The sequence below is a fragment of the Streptomyces sp. NPDC098781 genome (assembly GCF_044759995.1).
Lineage (GTDB): Bacteria > Actinomycetota > Actinomycetes > Streptomycetales > Streptomycetaceae > Streptomyces.
Map to the genome: position 1 here is coordinate 468383 of NZ_JBIWAK010000004.1, position 17948 is coordinate 486330.

General features: G+C 71.3%; 14 protein-coding genes. 5 read left to right on the plus strand and 9 right to left on the minus strand.

Annotated features, from left to right (window positions below; genetic code table 11):
* Positions 1-163 precede the first annotated feature (163 nt).
* From ACIQWG_RS19000 to ACIQWG_RS19020, 5 genes are read right to left on the minus strand one after another with little or no spacing between them, the layout of a single operon-like run.
* A complete protein-coding gene (locus tag ACIQWG_RS19000) occupies positions 164-1417 on the minus strand; it encodes a styrene monooxygenase/indole monooxygenase family protein (RefSeq protein WP_404096802.1) in 1254 nt (417 codons plus the stop codon).
* Positions 1418-1431: 14 nt separating this feature from the next.
* Entirely contained in the window at positions 1432-2043 is a 612-nt protein-coding gene (locus ACIQWG_RS19005; protein ID WP_404096805.1) for a GTP-binding protein, read from the minus strand.
* The gene (locus ACIQWG_RS19010) at positions 2024-2443 is read right to left on the minus strand and encodes a DUF742 domain-containing protein (protein ID WP_404096808.1); all 420 of its coding nucleotides are present in this window, start codon (positions 2441-2443) and stop codon (positions 2024-2026) included. Before ACIQWG_RS19010 ends, ACIQWG_RS19005 begins: the two co-directional genes overlap by 20 nt.
* Positions 2440-2943: a roadblock/LC7 domain-containing protein gene (locus ACIQWG_RS19015; protein WP_404096811.1), complete on the minus strand. Its 504-nt coding sequence runs from the start codon at positions 2941-2943 to the stop codon at positions 2440-2442. The genes ACIQWG_RS19010 and ACIQWG_RS19015 overlap by 4 nt, the downstream gene beginning before the upstream one ends.
* Positions 2940-5714, minus strand: coding sequence for a nitrate- and nitrite sensing domain-containing protein (locus tag ACIQWG_RS19020; protein ID WP_404096815.1), 2775 nt, complete (start codon positions 5712-5714; stop codon positions 2940-2942). The genes ACIQWG_RS19015 and ACIQWG_RS19020 overlap by 4 nt, the downstream gene beginning before the upstream one ends.
* 408 nt (positions 5715-6122) lie before the next feature.
* Here ACIQWG_RS19020 and ACIQWG_RS19025 point away from each other — a divergent pair, with 408 nt between their 5' ends.
* On the plus strand, positions 6123-6911 hold the full coding sequence (locus tag ACIQWG_RS19025) for a hypothetical protein (protein WP_404096818.1): 789 nt from the start codon (positions 6123-6125) through the stop codon (positions 6909-6911).
* A 1169-nt stretch (positions 6912-8080) separates the two neighbouring features.
* Here the strand turns inward: ACIQWG_RS19025 and ACIQWG_RS19030 are convergent.
* Entirely contained in the window at positions 8081-8575 is a 495-nt protein-coding gene (locus tag ACIQWG_RS19030; RefSeq protein ID WP_404096820.1) for a MarR family winged helix-turn-helix transcriptional regulator, read from the minus strand.
* Positions 8576-8815: 240 nt separating this feature from the next.
* Here ACIQWG_RS19030 and ACIQWG_RS19035 point away from each other — a divergent pair, with 240 nt between their 5' ends.
* Positions 8816-9643, plus strand: coding sequence for a lysozyme (locus ACIQWG_RS19035; RefSeq protein WP_404096823.1), 828 nt, complete (start codon positions 8816-8818; stop codon positions 9641-9643).
* Between the two features lie 70 nt (positions 9644-9713).
* Here ACIQWG_RS19035 and lon read toward each other — a convergent pair whose 3' ends face one another.
* From lon to ACIQWG_RS19050, 3 genes are all read right to left on the minus strand, one after another.
* The gene (gene lon, locus ACIQWG_RS19040; RefSeq protein WP_404096827.1) at positions 9714-12128 is read right to left on the minus strand and encodes an endopeptidase La; all 2415 of its coding nucleotides are present in this window, start codon (positions 12126-12128) and stop codon (positions 9714-9716) included.
* 178 nt (positions 12129-12306) lie between these two features.
* Positions 12307-13089: a rhomboid-like protein gene (locus ACIQWG_RS19045; protein ID WP_404096830.1), complete on the minus strand. Its 783-nt coding sequence runs from the start codon at positions 13087-13089 to the stop codon at positions 12307-12309.
* Between the two features lie 102 nt (positions 13090-13191).
* Positions 13192-13854, minus strand: coding sequence for a TetR/AcrR family transcriptional regulator (locus ACIQWG_RS19050; RefSeq protein WP_404096833.1), 663 nt, complete (start codon positions 13852-13854; stop codon positions 13192-13194).
* A 177-nt stretch (positions 13855-14031) separates the two neighbouring features.
* On the opposite strand from ACIQWG_RS19050, the gene ACIQWG_RS19055 reads away from it, so the two are divergent.
* The 3 genes from ACIQWG_RS19055 to ACIQWG_RS19065 are packed head-to-tail and all read left to right on the plus strand — an operon-like array spanning position 14032 to position 17826.
* Positions 14032-15321, plus strand: coding sequence for an MFS transporter (locus ACIQWG_RS19055; RefSeq protein ID WP_404096835.1), 1290 nt, complete (start codon positions 14032-14034; stop codon positions 15319-15321).
* Between the two features lie 27 nt (positions 15322-15348).
* The gene (locus ACIQWG_RS19060; RefSeq protein WP_404096838.1) at positions 15349-17103 is read left to right on the plus strand and encodes a glycoside hydrolase family 3 protein; all 1755 of its coding nucleotides are present in this window, start codon (positions 15349-15351) and stop codon (positions 17101-17103) included.
* A 45-nt stretch (positions 17104-17148) separates the two neighbouring features.
* The gene (locus ACIQWG_RS19065; protein WP_404096841.1) at positions 17149-17826 is read left to right on the plus strand and encodes a spermidine synthase; all 678 of its coding nucleotides are present in this window, start codon (positions 17149-17151) and stop codon (positions 17824-17826) included.
* Positions 17827-17948: the final 122 nt, after the last annotated feature.

Below are 17948 nucleotides of genomic sequence, written 5' to 3' on the forward strand. Positions count from 1 at the left end.
TGTGGGTTCTCCCCGGGCAGGTTTTAGGTGCACCCACATCGACTGCCCGGGTGCCTGCCACATCGCGGGCAAAACCCGAGCCGTCTGTGGGCCGTCCGAGGGCGGTCCACTGACGGCCGACAACAACCGATAGTGACAGACTGGGGCGCTGGTCAGAGGCCCATTACGCCCCACCGACCTCGCCGAGGTACGCCGCCGTCTTCTCCGGCTCGTAGAAGAAGTTCTCGAAGTCAGCCGGGTCGTTGAAGCCGTTGGCGAAGCGGTCGGCGACCTGGGGCAGTTGGCCTGCCGCGCCGATGAGGTTCAGGATGTGCTCCGGCGGCGGGGCCAGCATGGCGTTCGTCCACTTGGTGACGTGCTGCGCGGTGGCCCAGTACCGGTCGAAGGTGGCCCGCATCCAGGCCTCGTCGAACTCCTTGTCCCCGTGTTCGAGGATGGCGGCGAGATAGGCGGCCGCACACTTCGACGCGGAGTTCGACCCCTGGCCGGTGATGGGGTCGTTGGCCACGACGACGTCCGCCACGCCCAGCACCAGACCGCCACCCGGAAGCCGTCCGACGGGGTTGCGCACGGTCGGCGCGTACCGCCCGCTCAGCGTGCCGCCGGCGTCCGTCAGCTCGGCCTTGGTCGCCCTCGCGTACTCCCAGGGCACGAACTTCTCCATGAGTTCCAGGGTCAGGGAGAGGTGCTCGGCCGGGTCCTTCACTCCGTGGAAGGCGTCAAGCGGGCCGCCGGGTATGCCCTCCCAGAAGAGGATGTCCGCGCGTCCGGAGGTCGTCAGGGTGGGCATGACGAACAGCTCGCCGACGCCGGGGACGAGGTTGCAGCGGACGGCCTCGGTGTCCGGGTGCTCCGGGCGCGGGCCGAGGCCGTGGACGTACGACACGGCCAGCGCGCGCTGCGGCTCGCTGTACGGGGAGCGCTCCGGGTCGCGGCCGAACATCTGGACCAGCTCGCCCTTGCCCGCCGAGACCATGACCAGGTCGTATGTGCGGGAGAAGTAGTCGAGGTCGCCGACGGCAGCGCCGTGTATGACCAGCTGGCCGCCGCGCTGGGCGAACGTCTCCATCCAGCCGGCCATCTTCACCCGCTGGTCGACGGACTGCGCGAACCCGTCGAGGTGTCCGAGCCAGTCGATCGCGCGTGCCGCGGGGCCCTCGCCCCAGGAGCCGGGGGCCGCCACCGAGACGCCGAGTCCTTCGATCTTCGGGGCCTGGGACTCCCAGAAGTTCAGCTGGAGATCGCGCTCGTGCTGGAGTGCCGTGTGGAACATGCACTGCGTGGACATGACCCGGCCGGAGCGGATCTCGTCCGCCGTCCGGTTGGACATCAGGGTGACCTCGTACCCGTTCGACTGGAGTCCGAGGGCGAGCTGGAGTCCGGACTGGCCGGCTCCGACGACGAGTATCTTCCGCATCCGGGGTTGTTCTCCTACTCGGGGGTGACGTCCAGCGCGTGGCCGACGAGGGACAGGAGGGTCTCGATGGCCGAGATCCTCCGCCGCGCATCCATGATCATTACAGGTATGTGCGGGGGGATGGTCAATGCCTCTCGCACGTCCTCCGGCTCGAACAGCTCACTGCCGTCGAAGTGGTTGACCGCGACGACGTACGGCAGTCCACAGCTCTCGAAGTAGTCCAGCGCCGGGAAGCAGTCCTTCAGCCGCCGGGTGTCGGCCATCACGACGGCGCCGATCGCGCCGCGCACCAGGTCGTCCCACATGAACCAGAACCGCTGCTGGCCGGGGGTGCCGAACAGGTAGAGCACCAGGTCGTCGTCGAGCGTGATGCGGCCGAAGTCCATGGCCACGGTGGTGGTGAGCTTGCCGGGCGTGGCCGTGAGGTCGTCGGTGTCCTCGCTGGCCTCGGTCATCAGCGCCTCGGTCTGCAAGGGCGTGATCTCCGAGACGGCGGTGACCAGCGTGGTCTTGCCCACGCCGAAGCCGCCGGCCACGACTATCTTCGTGGCGACGGGGGCGCGGGTGCGGTCCGTCTGCCAGGACTTCAGGTTCTCGTCAACGGCGTCAGAGACGGCGGAGTCCACTCAGCACCCTTTCCAGCAGAGCGCGGTCCGGCCGGCCCGTGCCATGGCCGGTTCCGGTGCCGTACACACGGATCTTTCCCTGGTCCGCGAGGTCGCTGAGGAGCACGCGGACCACGCCGAGCGGCATCTTCAGCAGCGCGGCGATCTCGGCCACCGTGCGCATACGGCGGCACAGTTCGACGATGGCCCGCATCTCCGGCATGATCCGGGTGCTCAGCGAGCCGTTCGTCAGTTCCTTGCGCTCCTCGGGGGCCTCCAGCGCCGCGACGAACGTCTCCACGAGGAGGACGTGACCGAAGCGGGTGCGGCCGCCGGTGAGCGAGTAGGGGCGGACGCGGGCGGGTTTGCGGTCGCCGCCGCGTATGGGGAGATGGGGCCTGTTCTTCGGGGCGTTGCTCATCGGGTACTCCCTGCCGACGCGGCCTCGACGGATTTCCGCAGCTCGCTGCGGAGTTCGGGGGTGAGGACGTGGCCGGCGCGGCCGACGAAGAGCGCCATGTGGTAGGCCACCACGCTCATGTCGCAGTCCGCCGAGCCGTGCACGCCGAGCAGCGAGCCGTCGCTGATGGACATGACGAACAGGCTGCCCTCGTCCATCGCGACCATCGTGTGCTTCACGCCGCCGAACTGCATCAGCTTGGCGGCGCCGATGGTGAGGCTGCCGATGCCGGAGACGACGGTGGCGAGATCGGCGGAGGAGCCGCGGGGGCCGGTGGGCCGGTCGTTCCTGGCCTCCCGGGCGGCCTCGTTGCGTGCCTGGTCCGAGGAGAGGAGAAGCAGTCCGTCGGAGGAGACGACGGCGACCGACTGGATGCCCGGCACCTCCTCGACCAGATTCGTCAACAACCAGTGCAGGTTGCGGGCTTCACTGCTCAGTCCGAAGGTACTGGGCGCGGTCAACTGCTTGCCTCCTCGACTGTGCCCCCCGTGGCTGCTTCGGATTCGGTGGTTCCTGCGGTCGGCGCCTTGCTCTGACCGGTCTGTTCGGCGATCTCCGCCTCGACGTCGCGATAGCCGGCCTCGGCACCGCGCCGGAAGCCGCCGAGCCGTTTGCGGAGTGCTTCGGCGTCGACGCCGCCGGTCCGCTGGCGCGGGGCGGCCATGGGCGTGGTGATCTTGGGAGTGCGCTTGGGGAGGCCCTTGTCGGTGACGGCCCCGTCCTGCGGTTCCTGCGGTTCCTGCGCGTCCTGCCCGTCCCGTTCGTCGCGGGCGCGCTCGTGCGTGTCGGGGCCGATGGCGTACGGGTCGACGGCCGCGGCGGGGGGCTCCTCGGCCGGGGCGTCGTTCGCCGCGAAAGGCTCCTCGGCGGGCTCCGGGATCAGGAGCTCCATGGTCGTCTCGGCGGGTGTCTCGGCGGGAGTCTGCGTCCGCGGTACGACCTCGTCGGCGTCGCCCGTCTCCCGTACGGCCTTCTCCGCCAGCGCCACCAGCGGGTCGTCGTTCTGGACGCGGCCGCGCAGGACGTTGGAGTTGGCCTCCGCGTCGGCGCCGGGCAGGGAGAAGGCGTGGGCGGACGCGTGGTGCGGGGTGTCCGAGGGGACCGCGGCGGCGGGGGCCGGCGCCAGCAGTCCCTTGGGCAGGACGGCGACCGCCGCGATCCCGCCCTGCTTCTGCTCGCGCAACTGGACGCGGACGCCGTGCCGGTGGGCGAGGCGGGCGACGACGTAGAGGCCGAGGCCCAGGCCGTTGTCGCCCTCCTGGTCGTAGGTCGCCTCGGGGTCGAAGTCGGCGAGACGGGCGTTGAGCCGGGTCATGCGATCGCTCGTCATCCCGATGCCCTCGTCCTGCACGGAGAGCATGACCTCGCCGTTCTCCAGCAGCCAGCCGGAGATCTCCACGGGCAGGTCGGGCGGGGAGAACGAGGTGGCGTTCTCCATCAGCTCGGCCAGCAGGTGGGAGAGGTCGTCGGCGGCGAACCCGGCCACATGCGCGTGCGGCGGGAGCGCGGCGATACGGACCCGCTCGTACCGCTCGATCTCGCTGACCGCCGCGCGGACCACGTCGACCAGCGGTACCGGCCCGGCGGCTTGCTGGACGTGCTCCGTGCCGGCCAGGACGAGGAGGTTCTCGCTGTGCCGGCGCATGACCGTGGCGAAGTGGTCGAGCTTGAACAGGGTCGCGAGGCGCTCGGGGTCCTGCTCGCGCTCCTCCAGCCCCTCGATGACGGCGAGCTGGCGCTCCACCAGGCCCAGGGTGCGCAGGGCGAGGTTGACGAAGGTGCTGCCGATGCTGCCGCGCAGCCGCTCCAACTGGTCGGCGTTGGCGGCGAGTTCGGCGCGCAGCCCCTCGCGGGCGTCGGCCATCTTCTGCCGCTGTCCGACCAGGTGCTTGCGGTCGGACTCCAGCGTCGTGATGCGCTCGTGGAGGGCGACGGCGTGCGTGTGCAGGGCGTTGACGGAGTTGACGACCTGCGCGAACTCGTCCTTGCGGCCGGTGAATTTGACGGGTTCCTCGGCCGCCGGGTCCTCGGCCCCCGCGAGCCGCGCGGAGCCGAGCCGCAGGACGGCGAGGGGGCGGGTGAGGCTGCGGGCCATGCCGGTGGCGACGCCGATGGCGAGCAGCACCAGGGCGCCGAGGATCGCGATGCGGATCTCCAGCGCGGTGACGTCGTCGTCGCGCAGCTGCTCCAGGGCCTTGGTGCGGCGGTCGTAGAGCGCGGACTCGGCGCCGCGCATCATCTCGACGCGGGCGGACAGGGCGGCCTCGGCCCGCTCGGTGTTCGTGGCCAGGTCCCGGTCGGAGAGGGTGGCCTGGTCGGTGAGCGAGGCCAGGTAGCGCTCGGCGGTGTCGACCTCGGGGCCGGTGACCGTGGAGTCGTAGGAGCCGCGCGCGCTCTTCTGGGCGGTGTCGCGGAAGTCGGCGAGGGCCGCGTCGGAGCGCAGCCGGGCCTGCTGGGCGGCGGCGCTGAGCTCGGCGCGCTGCTTGGCGTCGGCGCCCGAGGAGGTCTCCTGGGTGCTCGCGACGCCGGTGACCGGGTCGATGACGGTCTCGGTGGTGGTCGGCACGCTGAGCGCGGCCATCAGCAGCCCGCGCACGGCGGCCGCCTGCTGTACGGCGGAGTCGAGCTCGGCGAGCGCGTAGGCGCCGGAGCCGGCGCGGGGCGGCATCTGCTCGGCCAGCCGCTCGGCGAGCCGGTGCAGTTCGGTGATGGCGGCGGAGTACGCCCGGTGCGCCTGGAGCGCGCTGCTCTGGCCGGTGAGGGCGGAGCGGCGCAGGGCCGCGATGCCGTCGAGGTCGTCGTGCAGCGAGGCGGGGGCGTCGGTGTCGGCGCGCAGCTCCTCGACCTGCCGGTCGACCCGGGCGCTGCGCTGTTCGCTGGGCGCCTTGGACTTGGGGCGGCCGGCGGCGATGTACGACGTGACCTCGTCACGCTCGTCGGCGAGGGAGTGCGCGAGCGTGAGCGCGTCCTCGGTCTGGCCGGCGAGGGTCACCAGTTCCTGGGAGTCTTGCAGTTGCCCGGAGGCGGCGACGATCGAGGGGACACCGGCCGCGGCGATGGCGGCGGCCACCACGGCCACGGCGACGATCAGCCGGTTCCGTACGTGGGTCGGGCGCCCCTTGCCGGCGGGTGGAACATCCGTGGTGGTGCCGGGAGTGGGTTGCGTGCCCCCTGCGGAGGCCGACTGCTTGCCTGAGCGACGAGGCCGCGTCTTCTGCACCGGTGCTCGCATTCCTGACTCGTGATACCCATGGGTCCGGATGACGCTTCGTCAACTGCCGCCGACCGTGCGTGCATCCCTCCCCCAAGCTCGCGGGGACTTCGCTGAGCAGGGGGTGCCCTAACCGGTCCCCGACCCTCCCAGTGCCGGTGGGCAACGGCCGCGCATCACCTGACCCGCCACCCGAAGGAGTGAACCCCGGAGGGGAGTTGGCGGGCAAGTTCCTCCGGCGTCTGCACACGCCCTGCGCGGCGGGCCGGTTGGACGTCTGCGGCGGGCGATGGCAGGATTCGCCGCCACGCCCCTTCGGAGCGAAGCATTCCACCCCAAATCAGGCGCCTGACCTGCGCGGCCGCACCCGTTCGGCGACCAATGCGACCCCTTGGCAAACGTTGTGAAGGGCTCGTGCAGACTGGCCGAATGCGAACAGAGCTTGTTTCGGAGCCCGGCGATCCGGCACGCCCCAACGAGGACTTCGCAAGTGTCGGCCTTCCCGCCTCGGGACAGGGCGGCGCACTGGTCGTCCTGGACGGGGTCACCCCGCCGAGGGGTGAGACGGGCTGTCTGCATTCCGTGCCGTGGTTCACGGCACGACTCGGCGGAGCGCTGACCGAACTGACCGTTTCACTCCCGGATGTTCCCCTCGCCGACGCGTTGGCCCGTGCCATCGCGCGTACCGCGGAGGCACATGGGCCAACCTGTGACCTTTCTCACCCGCGCACCCCACAGGCAACCGTGGTTCTGGCGCGCTGGTCGGCGCGGACGGTGGAGTACCTGATCCTCTCGGACTCGGCCCTGCTCCTGGAGTCACCGGACGGCACCGTCACGCCGTACCTGGACGACCGCCTCGCCCGCCTGCCCCGGGCCTCCCTGGCCACGGACGCCATGATCGACGCACACATCCGCAACAAGGAGGGCGGCTTCTTCACGGCCGCCGCGGATCCGTCGGTGGCACGCCTGGCCGTGACGGGCGTCCTGGCGAGAACAGAGGTCCGCGCCCTCGCCGCCCTGACGGACGGAGCGACCCGATGGGTGGAGAAATTCCGGGAGGGCGACTGGACGGACTGCTTCACCTTCGTCCGGAAGGAAGGCGCACGGGCCCTGGTGAACCGGGTACGCGAACTGGAGACGGCGGACGCGGAGGAACGGACCCACCTGGGGCGAAGCAAGACACATGATGACGCGACGGTTGTGTTTGCGGAGCTGTGAGACGGGGGTGCGGCGCTGAGCGGGACGGCGGGCGGGGGCTGAGCGGGACGCCGGGCACGGTCCTGGGCGGGGCGCAGAGCGGGACGCCGGGGCGGGGCGCTTGAGGTGAACGCCGGGGCGCGTGACTTGAGCTGAGCGGTGAGCGTACGCCCGAGGCGGTACCGGACGCCGGAGCGCTGACTAGGACGACGCCCCGGCCAGGCGCCCAAGGGGGCGCGGGAGCGGAGCACCTGGGCGGATGTCCGAGCCGACGCCGAGCGGAATGCCCGCATCGCCGAGCCGAAGCGGGAGCGGAGCGGCAGAGCGCTGGCCGGAAGGCTAGGGCGGGCCATCTGAGCTGAGCGCCGAGCGCACGCCCGAACCGACACCGGACGCCCGAGCGCTGACCAGGACGCCCCAGCCACACACCCAAGCCGACGCCTGGGCAGAGCACCCGAACTGAGCGCCAAGCAGAACGCCCGCGCCAGCACCGGCCGCCGAAGCGGAGCACCCGCGCGGACGCCCCACCGACGCCGGGGAAAACGCCGAGCCGAACGCCCACGCGGAACCGACGCGGGCGCGGAGCGCCAGGGCTGAGCGCCGAGCACGTGCCCGAACCGACACCCACGCCCGAGCGCAGGCCAGGACGCCCCAGCCACACACACCCAGGCCAACGCCGGGCCGACCACCCGAACTGAGCGCCGGGCGCACGCCCGAGCCGACACCGGATGCCGTAGCAGAGCACCCCACCGCAGCACCGGAGCAGAACGCCCATGCCGAGGCCGGAGCTAGGACCGCAGCCGACGCCGGCGCTGAGCGGACGCCCAGCCGAAGCCGGAGCCGGAGCCGAACGCGGCAGCGGAACGGATGCGAGTCGCTTGAGCTGAGCGCCGAGCGCACGCCCGAGGCGGTGCCGGACGCCGGAGCGCTGAGCAGGGCGCCCGAGCCAGGCGCCGGAGCGGAGCACCCGGGCGGACGCGCGAGCCGGTACCGGTGCGGGGCGTCGGCAGGGCATCCATCGACAGCGCGCCGGCAGACCGAGAAGGTTCCCGAGCCGACACGGCACCGGCACACCGAGCAGCCGCCCCAGCCGAGAGCCAGGACCGGCACCTCAGCGGGACAGCGACCGCGCGCCCCAGACCCGACGCCGGATCAAAGCGCCCAGCAGAGCCCCACACCCCAGCGCAGCGCTACTTCTCCATCCCCCGGTTCAACTGGTTCAGCAGTCGCGCCAGCTCCGCGACCTCCTGGCGGTCCCAGTTCGACAGTTGCTCGACGTAGCGGGCCCGGCGGGCCTCGCGGACCTTGGCGACGCGGCCTCGTCCCTCCTCCGTGAGGTGGACCAGCCAGGCACGGCCATCAGCGGGGTCAGGTTCGCGGGCGACCAGGCCGAGGTCCTCCAGGGCGCGCAACTGGCGGGACATCGTGGCCTTCCCGACGCCGATGTAGGCGGCGAGTTCGGTGGCCCGCTGGCGGCCGGCGTCGCCCAGACGGACCAGCAGGCCGTACGCCGCCGACTCCAGGTCGGGATGGACCTCGCGGGCCATCTCGCCCTGCTTGGCCCGGGCGCGGCGGAACAGGACCGTCAACTCGCGTTCCAGGTCCAGGAATTCGGGCTGGCCCACACCACCACCGGACACTCCGGATTCGACTCGGCGCCCGTCGCCGTTTCCGTCTTCGTGCACGTCAGCCCCTGCCTCGTTCTTCCCGGTCGTGAAAGTTTCCGCCGGCCACCGCCATCGCCCCTGCTCCGTCAGTATTTCGCAGGCGTAGACCAACGGCAGCCCCCGGACCCCCTTCCACCTGCTGTTCTGGCTGCCTAGCTTGTCCCTCGGAACCCGTTACTGGCATGCCCACGCCACACACCCCATCACGGACACGCACCACTCCCCCACCGAGCGTCACCGAGGCTTCGGAGGCACGCTATGCCCGTGCACAGACCCGAACCGCTCCGCAGCCGGTGCCCGCGCCTCGCCGGGCTCCTGCTCGCCGCCGCCCTGCTCCTTCTCCTCCCCCTGCCCGCACCCGCGTCCGCCGACGACACCCCGCCCCGCGGTTCCGCCCACATGGGCATGGGTGTCCTGGCCCATGACGGCGTGGACGGCGCCCCCGTCGCCGACCTGGCCGCTCTGACGGAAGGCGTCGACGTCTCCAGCCATCAGGGCGACGTCGCCTGGTCGACCCTCTGGGGCAGCGGCGTGAAGTGGGCCTATGTGAAGGCCACCGAGGGGACGTACTACACGAACCCCTACTTCGCCCAGCAGTACAACGGCTCCTACAACGTCGGAATGATCCGCGGCGCCTACCACTTCGCGACCCCGGACACCACCGATGGCGCAACCCAGGCGAACTATTTCGTCGACCACGGCGGCGGCTGGTCCCGCGACGGCAAGACGCTGCCCGGCGCCCTCGACATCGAGTGGAACCCGTACGGCGACGCCTGCTACGGCAAGACCCCGACCGCGATGGTCACCTGGATCAGCGGCTTCCTGAACCAGTACAAGGCCCGCACCGGCCGTGACCCGGTCATCTACACGGCCACCAGCTGGTGGAAGCAGTGCACCGGCAACTACAGCGGCTTCGCCACCGCCAACCCGCTGTGGGTCGCCCGGTACGCGGCTCAGGTCGGGGAACTGCCCGCGGGCTGGAGCTACTACACGATGTGGCAGTACACGTCCTCCGGACCGACCGTCGGTGACCACAACCGGTTCAACGGGGCCCTCGACAGAGTCGTGGCGCTCGCCAACGGCTGACGTCCCGACGTACGGCGAAGGCCCGGGCCTCCCTCACGGGACCCGGGCCCTGCCTGTCCGGTCGCGTCCGTCACGCCGCGACCGGAACCTCGGGAGCCGTGTCGCTGGCGGCCGGCGACAGGGCCAGTTCCAGGACCTGGCGCACGTCGGTGACGGCGTGGACGTCGAGCTTGTCCAGCACCTCCGCCGGGACGTCGTCCAGGTCGGGCTCGTTGCGCTTGGGGATGACGACCGTCGTGACGCCCGCGCGGTGGGCCGCCAGCAGCTTCTGCTTCACCCCGCCGATCGGGAGGACCCGGCCGGTCAGCGAGACCTCACCCGTCATCGCCACGTCCGTGCGGACCAGCCGGCCCGAGAGCAGCGACGCCAGCGCGGTCGTCATCGTGACGCCGGCGCTCGGGCCGTCCTTCGGGACCGCGCCCGCCGGGAAGTGGATGTGCACGCCCCGGTCCTTCAGATCGGCGACCGGCAGCTCCAGTTCGGCGCCGTGGGAGCGCAGGAAGGACAGGGCGATCTGCGCGCTCTCCTTCATCACGTCACCCAGCTGGCCCGTCAGGGTCAGACCCGCCGCGCCCGTCTCGGGGTCGGCCAGTGACGCCTCCACGAACAGGACGTCACCGCCAGCGCCCGTCACCGCGAGACCCGTCGCCACGCCGGGCACCGCGGTACGGCGCTCCGCCGGGTCCTGGGCGGACTCGGGGACGTGGTGCGGCCGACCGATCAGGCCGCGCAGATCGCCGTCCGTGACCGTGAACGGCAGCTTCCGCTCACCCAGTTCGTGCTGGGCCGCCACCTTGCGCAGCAGACGGGCGATGGAGCGCTCCAGGTTCCGCACACCCGCCTCGCGCGTGTACTCACCGGCGAGCCTGCGCAGGGCGCCCTCGTCGATGGTGACCTCGTCCTTGTTCAGACCGGCCCGTTCCAGCTGGCGCTGGAGCAGGTGGTCACGCGCGATGACGATCTTCTCGTCCTCGGTGTAGCCGTCGAGCCGGACCAGCTCCATCCGGTCGAGCAGGGCCTCGGGGATGGCCTCCAGGACGTTGGCGGTGGCGAGGAAGACCACGTCGCTCAGGTCCAGTTCCACCTCCAGGTAGTGGTCCCGGAAGGTGTGGTTCTGGGCCGGGTCCAGGACCTCCAGCAGGGCGGCCGCCGGGTCGCCCCGGAAGTCGGACCCCACCTTGTCGATCTCGTCGAGCAGGACCACCGGGTTCATCGACCCGGCCTCCTTGATGGCCCGCACGATCCGGCCGGGCAGCGCACCGACGTACGTCCGCCGGTGTCCGCGGATCTCCGCCTCGTCCCGCACACCGCCGAGCGCGACCCGGACGAACTTCCGCCCCATGGCGTGCGCGACGGACTCGCCGAGCGAGGTCTTGCCGACACCGGGCGGTCCGACGAGCGCGAGCACGGCACCGCCGCGCCGCCCGCCGACCACACCGAGGCCCCTGTCGGTACGGCGCTTGCGCACCGCCAGGTACTCGGTGATCCGCTCCTTCACGTCCTCCAGGCCCGCGTGCTCGGCGTCCAGCACGTCCTTCGCGCCCTGGATGTCGTAGGCGTCCTCGGTCCGCTCGTTCCACGGCAGTTCGAGGACGGTGTCCAGCCAGGTTCGGATCCACGAGCCCTCGGGCGACTGGTCGCTGGACCGCTCCAGCTTGTCGACCTCCTTGAGGGCGGCCTCGCGGACCTTCTCCGGCAGGTCGGCGGCCTCGACGCGGGCGCGGTAGTCGTCGGACTCCTCGCCGTCCTGCTCGCCGTTCAGCTCGCGCAGTTCCTTGCGGACGGCTTCCAGCTGGCGGCGCAGCAGGAACTCGCGCTGCTGCTTGTCGACGCCTTCCTGGACGTCCTTGGCGATGGTCTCGGCCACGTCCTGCTCGGCGAGGTGGTCGCGCAGCTGCTGGGTGGCGAGCTTGAGGCGGGCGACCGGGTCGGCGGTCTCCAGCAGCTCGATCTTCTGATCGGTGGTCAGGAACGGCGAGTAGCCGGAGTTGTCGGCGAGCTGGGACACGTCGTCGATGGCCTGGACCCGGTCCACGACCTGCCAGGCGCCGCGCTTGCGCAGCCAGGCGGTGGCGAGGGCCTTGTACTCCTTCACCAGTTCGCCGACCTGTCCGGGCAGCGGCTCGGGCACGCTCTCGTCGATCCGCGTCCCCTCGACCCACAGGGCCGCACCCGGCCCGGTCGTCCCGGCGCCGATCCGCACGCGGCCGCGCCCGCGGATCAGGGCACCCGGATCACCGTCGGCCAGCCGGCCGACCTGCTCCACGGTGCCGAGCACACCGGTGCCCGGGTAGGTCCCGTCGATCCGTGGCACCAGGAGCACCCTGGGCTTTCCCGGTGTGGACCGGGCTGCGGCCTGGGCGGCCTCCACCGCGGCACGCACATCGGCGTCGTTCAAGTCCAGCGGGACCACCATCCCGGGCAGCACGACCTCGTCGTCGAGCGGCAGCACGGGCAGGGTGAGCGAAGTGGACGTCGAAGCCATGATCTCCCCTTAGGCAGTCAAGTTGAGTTATGCCGACTCAATGCTTGGGAGAGTGCGAATGTTCCCCGGCCCGCGTTCGCTGTGAGCGATCATCCGGGCCACAGGGCGTGACCTCGCCTTTCGTGCTCTGTGGGGAAGCAACAGTCGCCGGCGCCCGGCTCTTCCCACATCCGCCGCACTAGCCCTGACAGGACCAGCTCCGCACCACGGGCCACATCCCCACGCCGATGACCAGGGCCACCAGATGCCCCCAACCGGTCAGCGGATCCGTGAGGTTCAGCAGGTCCTGGACGAGCGTCCCGCCGAACAGCACCAGCACCGGCCATCGCAGCCACGGTCGCAGCAGCCCGGTCAGCGCGCCGACGCTCGTAGCGACGCCGAAGCTGACGCCGTAGTCGAGGCGGTGCAGCGAGCTGTCGGGGAGGTGGCCGACGAGAACCGCCAGTCCCACGGGCACCTCGGTCGCGAGGGTGGCCAGGACGTGCCCGGTCAGGAAGACGACGGCCGCGCGAGCACCGCCGACCCGCCGCTCCAGGGCGGTCAGCACGAGCAGGAAGCAGAGGGTGTACGGCGCCACGACGCCGCCGGCGGTCCACAGCGCGCTGGCGAGCAGCACGAACACGGGCGTACGCACCAGGTGGGCCACGTCGGTGCTGGAGCTCTGGTGCAGGGCGTGCGTGAGAGAGGGGTCGGCGTACCTGGCGATCAGGGAGGTGACCGTCAGTACGACGGCGTAGGCGAGGGTGAACGGGGTGCCGGTGGGGGTGGGGAGCAGCCGCCAGGGACGGAAGGCGGGGCCGGTGGCCCTGGATATGACCGGGATGGAAGGCGCAGGCGTGTCGGGCCCCAGCGGTGCGCGCTGGCGCGGCATCGCGTCGAGCAGCTCGGCCGCCTCGGGCAGGCCCGCCTCACCGGGCGCCGGCCCTGGGTCCGTCGCGCCCGAGGCCACGGTCCGTTCCAAGGTGAGGTGCTCCTTCCGTTTCCCCCACCCTTCGCCCGCGACCCATGGGTGTCTGTGACCGGGGCCACTCGGAAGCCGATTCTCAGGAAGCTCTCAACGAGGTCACCGCTCCGGCGGCAGCCCGGCTCCCGTGACCGTGAGCGTCCGCAGCAGCCGGTCCACGTACCCCCGCAGCCGTCCGCCCATGTCGAACCCCTCGGGGTCGAGCACCCACTGGAGCTGGAGCCCGTCCATGACGGCGACCAGTTCCTGCGCCACGGCCACCGGGTCGGTGTCCGGCTTCAGTTCCCCGGCAGCGACGGCCCGCCGCAGGGTCAGCGAGAGGTGTTCCACGACCCTGGCGTACCGCTCGACGAAGTAGGTGTGCGCGGGGTGCCCCGGCTCCCCCGCCTCCGCGGCGAGGACGTTGAACATCCGGGTGCGGCCGAGGCGGGTGGCGTTGTACTCGGCGAGCCGCACGACGACGGAGAGACACTCCGCTGCCGAGCCGAACTCCCGGGAGAAGAACTTCTCCTCGTCGGCCTCGTCGCTGCGCGCGAGGACCTGCACCAGCAGATCCTCCTTGCTGCGGAAGTGATGCAGCAGCCCGCCCTGGGTGATCCCTACGTCCCTGGCGATCCGGGCCATCGAGGAGGCGTGGAAGCCCCACTGGGCGAAGTGCTCGACCGCGGCGTCGAGGATGCGCAGCCGGCGCTCGTCACCCACGGCATAGGTGCCGCGGCCAGGGCCTTTGGCGACCGTCCCGGGGCTTCGCTTGCGCTCCATGGCGGCCACCCTAACCGACGGCAGAATCAGTGATTACACGTGTCACCGCCCCTCTCTTTCAAGACGCGTGCGGCATGATTCTGGCCACGCGTTGAAAACCTAGTACCCACTCGGTTTTGCTGCTTCCCTGATCGGGCCGGCGCGCAACGAAGCGCCCCCGTCCCCCTGGAGGCCGCCATGGCCCTGAGCCACGACGCCCCGCTCGACAGAACGGCCGCCCCGTCCGTCGAGCCCCCGCAGCAGCCCGCTCCGGCCAAGCTGGTCGCCGCCCTCGCCTTCGCACAGTTCGGCGCGTATCTCGCCGTCCTCACGCCCGTGATGGTGACCCTCGCCCTGCGGGTGAACCAGATCGTCCCGGAGGGCGACCGCGGCACCGCGCTCGGTCAGGTGCTGTCCGTCGGAGCCCTGCTCGCGATGCTGGGCAACCCGGTCTTCGGCGCCCTCTCCGACCGCACCACCAGCCGCCTCGGACGCCGTCGCCCCTGGCTGCTCGGCGGCATGGCGGCCGGTCTCGCCGGGCTGCTGGTCGTCGCCCTCGGCGGCAGCGTGCCGGTGCTGATGCTCGGCTGGGCCCTCGCCCAACTCGGCATCAACGCCACCCTCGCCGCGCTGACCTCCTGCATCCCGGACCTGATCCCCGAGCGCCAGCAGGCCCGCGTCTCCGGCGCCGTCGGCATGATGCTGTCGCTGTCGATGATCGCGGGCTCGGCGCTGGCGCAGGTGTTCAGCGGCTCGCTCGCCCTCGCCTTCCTAGTGCCCGGCGCCATCGGCTTCGCGGCCGTCGCCGTGCTGGCCGTCGTGATGAAGGACCGCGACCGGCCGGCGCGGGCCGGCGCCTTCGAGCCGTACAGCGTCAGGGAGTTCCTGCGCAGCTTCTGGGTGAGCCCGCGCCGGCACCCCGACTTCGCGTGGAACTTCGCCGGCCGGTTCCTGGTCTTCACCGGCGCCGCCTGTGTGACCAGCTACTCGGTGTACTTCCTGATGGACCGCATGGGCTTCGACGGCGACGAGGTCACCGACAAGGTCTTCCAGGGCACGCTCGTCATGGTCGCCGCGACCGTGGCCGGTTCGCTGGTCGGCGGTCAGCTCTCCGACCGCTCGGGGCGCCGTAAGCCGTATGTGCTCGTCTCCTCGCTGGGCATGGCGATCGGGCTCGCCGTCGTCGCCTCCGCGCACACCTTCGGCATGTACCTGGTCGCCATGGTGGTCTTCGGATTCTCCGAGGGCCTGTATCTCTCCGTCGACATGGCCCTGGCCGCCGCGGTGCTGCCCAACCCCGAGGAGTCCGCCAAGGACATGGGTGTCCTCAACATCGGCAACGCCCTTCCCCAGTCCCTCGTCCCGATCATCGCCCCGGCCCTGCTGGCGATCGGCGCCGGCGGCAACTACAGCGCGCTGTTCCTCTTCGGCGCCGTCGCGGCCGTACTGGGCGCGCTCGCGGTCCAGTTCGTCCGCTCGGTGAAGTAAGTCCCTACGGAAGCAAGGCAGTCGAGGATGACCCACCCCGCCACCCCCGCGTACCGCGATCCGAACCGCCCCGCCGACGAGCGCGTCGAGGACCTGCTGTCCCGTATGACCCTGGAGGAGAAGGCGGGTCAGCTCTTCCACGCGATGCTCACCATGCGCCCCGACGGCGGCCTCGCCGAGGAGGGCCCCTTCCTCCGGCACGGCACCACGGAACTCGTCGCCGGCCGCCATCTGACCCACTTCAACCTGCTCGGCCAGGGCGGCGCCCGCGCGATGGCCGAGTGGGCCAACCGGGTCCAGGAGCTGGCGGCGAGCACCCGGCTGGGCATCCCGGTCACCCTCTCCACCGACCCGCGGCACGCCTTCACCGACAACCCCGGCGCGTCGTTCGGCTCGGGGGACTTCTCGGCCTGGCCCGAGCCGCTGGGGCTGGCGGCGATCGGGGACGCGGAGCTGGTGGAGCGGTTCGCGGACACCGTCCGGCGCGAGTACCTCGCGGTCGGACTCCGGGTGGCGCTGCACCCGCAGATCGACCTGGCGACGGAGCCGCGCTGGTCACGGCAGTCGGGCACGTTCGGTTCGTCGGCCCAGGTCGCGAGCGAGCTGGTGGCGGCGTACGTCCGCGGCCTTCAGGGCCCGCGGCTCGGGACCGGCTCGGTCTCCGCGATGGTCAAGCACTTCCCGGGCGGCGGCCCGCAGAAGGACGGGGAGGACCCGCACTTCCCGCACGGCAGGGAGCAGGTGTACCCGGGCGGCCTGCGGGAGCACCACCTGAAGCCCTTCGCCGCCGCCATCGAGGCGGGCTGCTCGCAGATCATGCCGTACTACGGCCTGCCCGTCGGCACCGACTGGGAGGAGGTCGGCTTCGGCTTCAACCGGGGCGTCCTGACCGGTCTGCTGCGCGAACGCCTCGGCTTCACCGGCATCGTCTGCACCGACTGGGGCCTGCTCACGGACGCCGACATCATGGGCGAGCCGCACCCGGCCCGCGCCTGGGGCGTGGAGCATCTGACCGTCGCCGAGCGCGCGGCGAAGGCGCTGGACGCGGGAGCCGACCAGTTCGGCGGGGAGCAGTGCCCCGAGGTGATCGTGGAGCTGGTGCGCGCCGGGCGGGTGACCGAGCGGCGGATCGACGACTCCGTACGCCGGCTGCTGCGCGAGAAGTTCGTGCTGGGCCTCTTCGAGAACCCGTACGTCGACCCCGACCGGGCCGAGGAGACGGTCGGCGCGCGCGAATTCACGGCGCTGGGCGAGGCCGCGCAGCGGCGGGCGCTGACGGTCCTGACCGACCGCGCCCTGCTGCCGCTGGGCGGACGCCCGGACCTGTTCGTCCGGGGCGTCGACGAGCGGACGGCGTCGGCGTACGGGAACGTCGTCGGCGACCCGGCGGACGCCGAGGTGGCGATCCTGCGGCTGCGCACGCCCTACGAGCGGCGGCCCGGTGCCTTCGAGTCCTTCTTCCACTCGGGCTCGCTGGCGTTCCCCGAGGACGAGCTGAAGGAGATCCTGCGGCTTCTGGACACGGTCCCGACCGTGGTCTGCGTCAACCTGGAGCGGCCCGCGGTACTCCCCGAGATCGCCGAGCGGGCGGCCGCCCTGCTGGCCGACTTCGGCGCGAGCGACACCGCGCTGCTGGACGTCGCGTTCGGTCGGGCGCGGCCCGAGGGGAGGCTGCCGTTCGAGCTGCCGCGCTCGATGGCGGCGGTGGCCGCGTCCCGCCCGGACGTACCGAACGACACGGAGGATCCGGTCTTCGGGTACGGGCACGGGCTCGCCCGGTGAGGAAAAGCCTTCGGCCCGTCGCGCGCGACCTGCCAGGATGACCTGATGCCCACTTCGTACGACACCCCCGAAGTCCTGGAACGTCACGAAGGCCCGCACGGCGAGATCGTGCTGCGGCGGCACGGTGACCTGCTCCAGATCATCGCCAACGGCTGTTTCCTGATGGACACCTCCGACGGGCGTTCGGAGCGGCTGCTGGTCGACGCGGCGCTCGGCGCGCTGACCGGCCGGCCGGCTCCGCACCTGCTGATCGGCGGCCTCGGCGTCGGCTTCTCGCTCGCACACGCCGCCGCCGATCCCCGCCCGGGACGGATCACCGTGGTGGAGCGCGAGAGCGCGATTATCGGCTGGCATCTCGACGGACCCTTGTCGCACTTCTCCGCCCGCGCCCTCGCCGATCCGCGCACCGAGATTGTGCAAACGGATCTCGTGGCGTACGTGCATGAGACTTCCGACACGTATGACGCACTGTGTCTAGACATCGACAACGGCCCCGGATGGACCGTCACCGAGGGCAACGACAGCCTCTACTCACCGGCCGGACTCGCGGCCTGCGCACGGGCGTTGAGGCCGGGTGGGGTACTGGCCGTATGGTCCGCCCAGCCCTCTCCGGAATTCGAAGAAACCTTGTGTAATGCCGGATTCCAACAGGTGCGTACCGAAGAGATCCCCGTTGCCCGGGGCGTTCCGGACGTCGTGCACCTCGCCGTACGACCTGGATAGCCCTAGTGCGGTGACTCCCCGTACTCTGCTCACCTGACGCGGATCATTCAAGCGTCAATCGCAAGCATGCGCAGGCATAGCCAGTCAGAGGAATCACCCCACGGATTCCGGAAAGCAACTTT

Coding starts and splice junctions, on each gene's coding strand:
- ACIQWG_RS19025 (WP_404096818.1), top strand. CDS start 6,123: ATGCGAACAGAGCTTGTTTCGGAGCCCGGCGATCCGGCACGCCCCAAC.
- ACIQWG_RS19065 (WP_404096841.1), top strand. CDS start 17,149: ATGCCCACTTCGTACGACACCCCCGAAGTCCTGGAACGTCACGAAGGC.
- ACIQWG_RS19035 (WP_404096823.1), top strand. CDS start 8,816: ATGCCCGTGCACAGACCCGAACCGCTCCGCAGCCGGTGCCCGCGCCTC.
- ACIQWG_RS19060 (WP_404096838.1), top strand. CDS start 15,349: ATGACCCACCCCGCCACCCCCGCGTACCGCGATCCGAACCGCCCCGCC.
- ACIQWG_RS19020 (WP_404096815.1), bottom strand. CDS start 5,714: ATGCGAGCACCGGTGCAGAAGACGCGGCCTCGTCGCTCAGGCAAGCAG.
- ACIQWG_RS19055 (WP_404096835.1), top strand. CDS start 14,032: ATGGCCCTGAGCCACGACGCCCCGCTCGACAGAACGGCCGCCCCGTCC.
- ACIQWG_RS19010 (WP_404096808.1), bottom strand. CDS start 2,443: ATGAGCAACGCCCCGAAGAACAGGCCCCATCTCCCCATACGCGGCGGC.
- ACIQWG_RS19050 (WP_404096833.1), bottom strand. CDS start 13,854: ATGGAGCGCAAGCGAAGCCCCGGGACGGTCGCCAAAGGCCCTGGCCGC.
- lon (WP_404096827.1), bottom strand. CDS start 12,128: ATGGCTTCGACGTCCACTTCGCTCACCCTGCCCGTGCTGCCGCTCGAC.
- ACIQWG_RS19000 (WP_404096802.1), bottom strand. CDS start 1,417: ATGCGGAAGATACTCGTCGTCGGAGCCGGCCAGTCCGGACTCCAGCTC.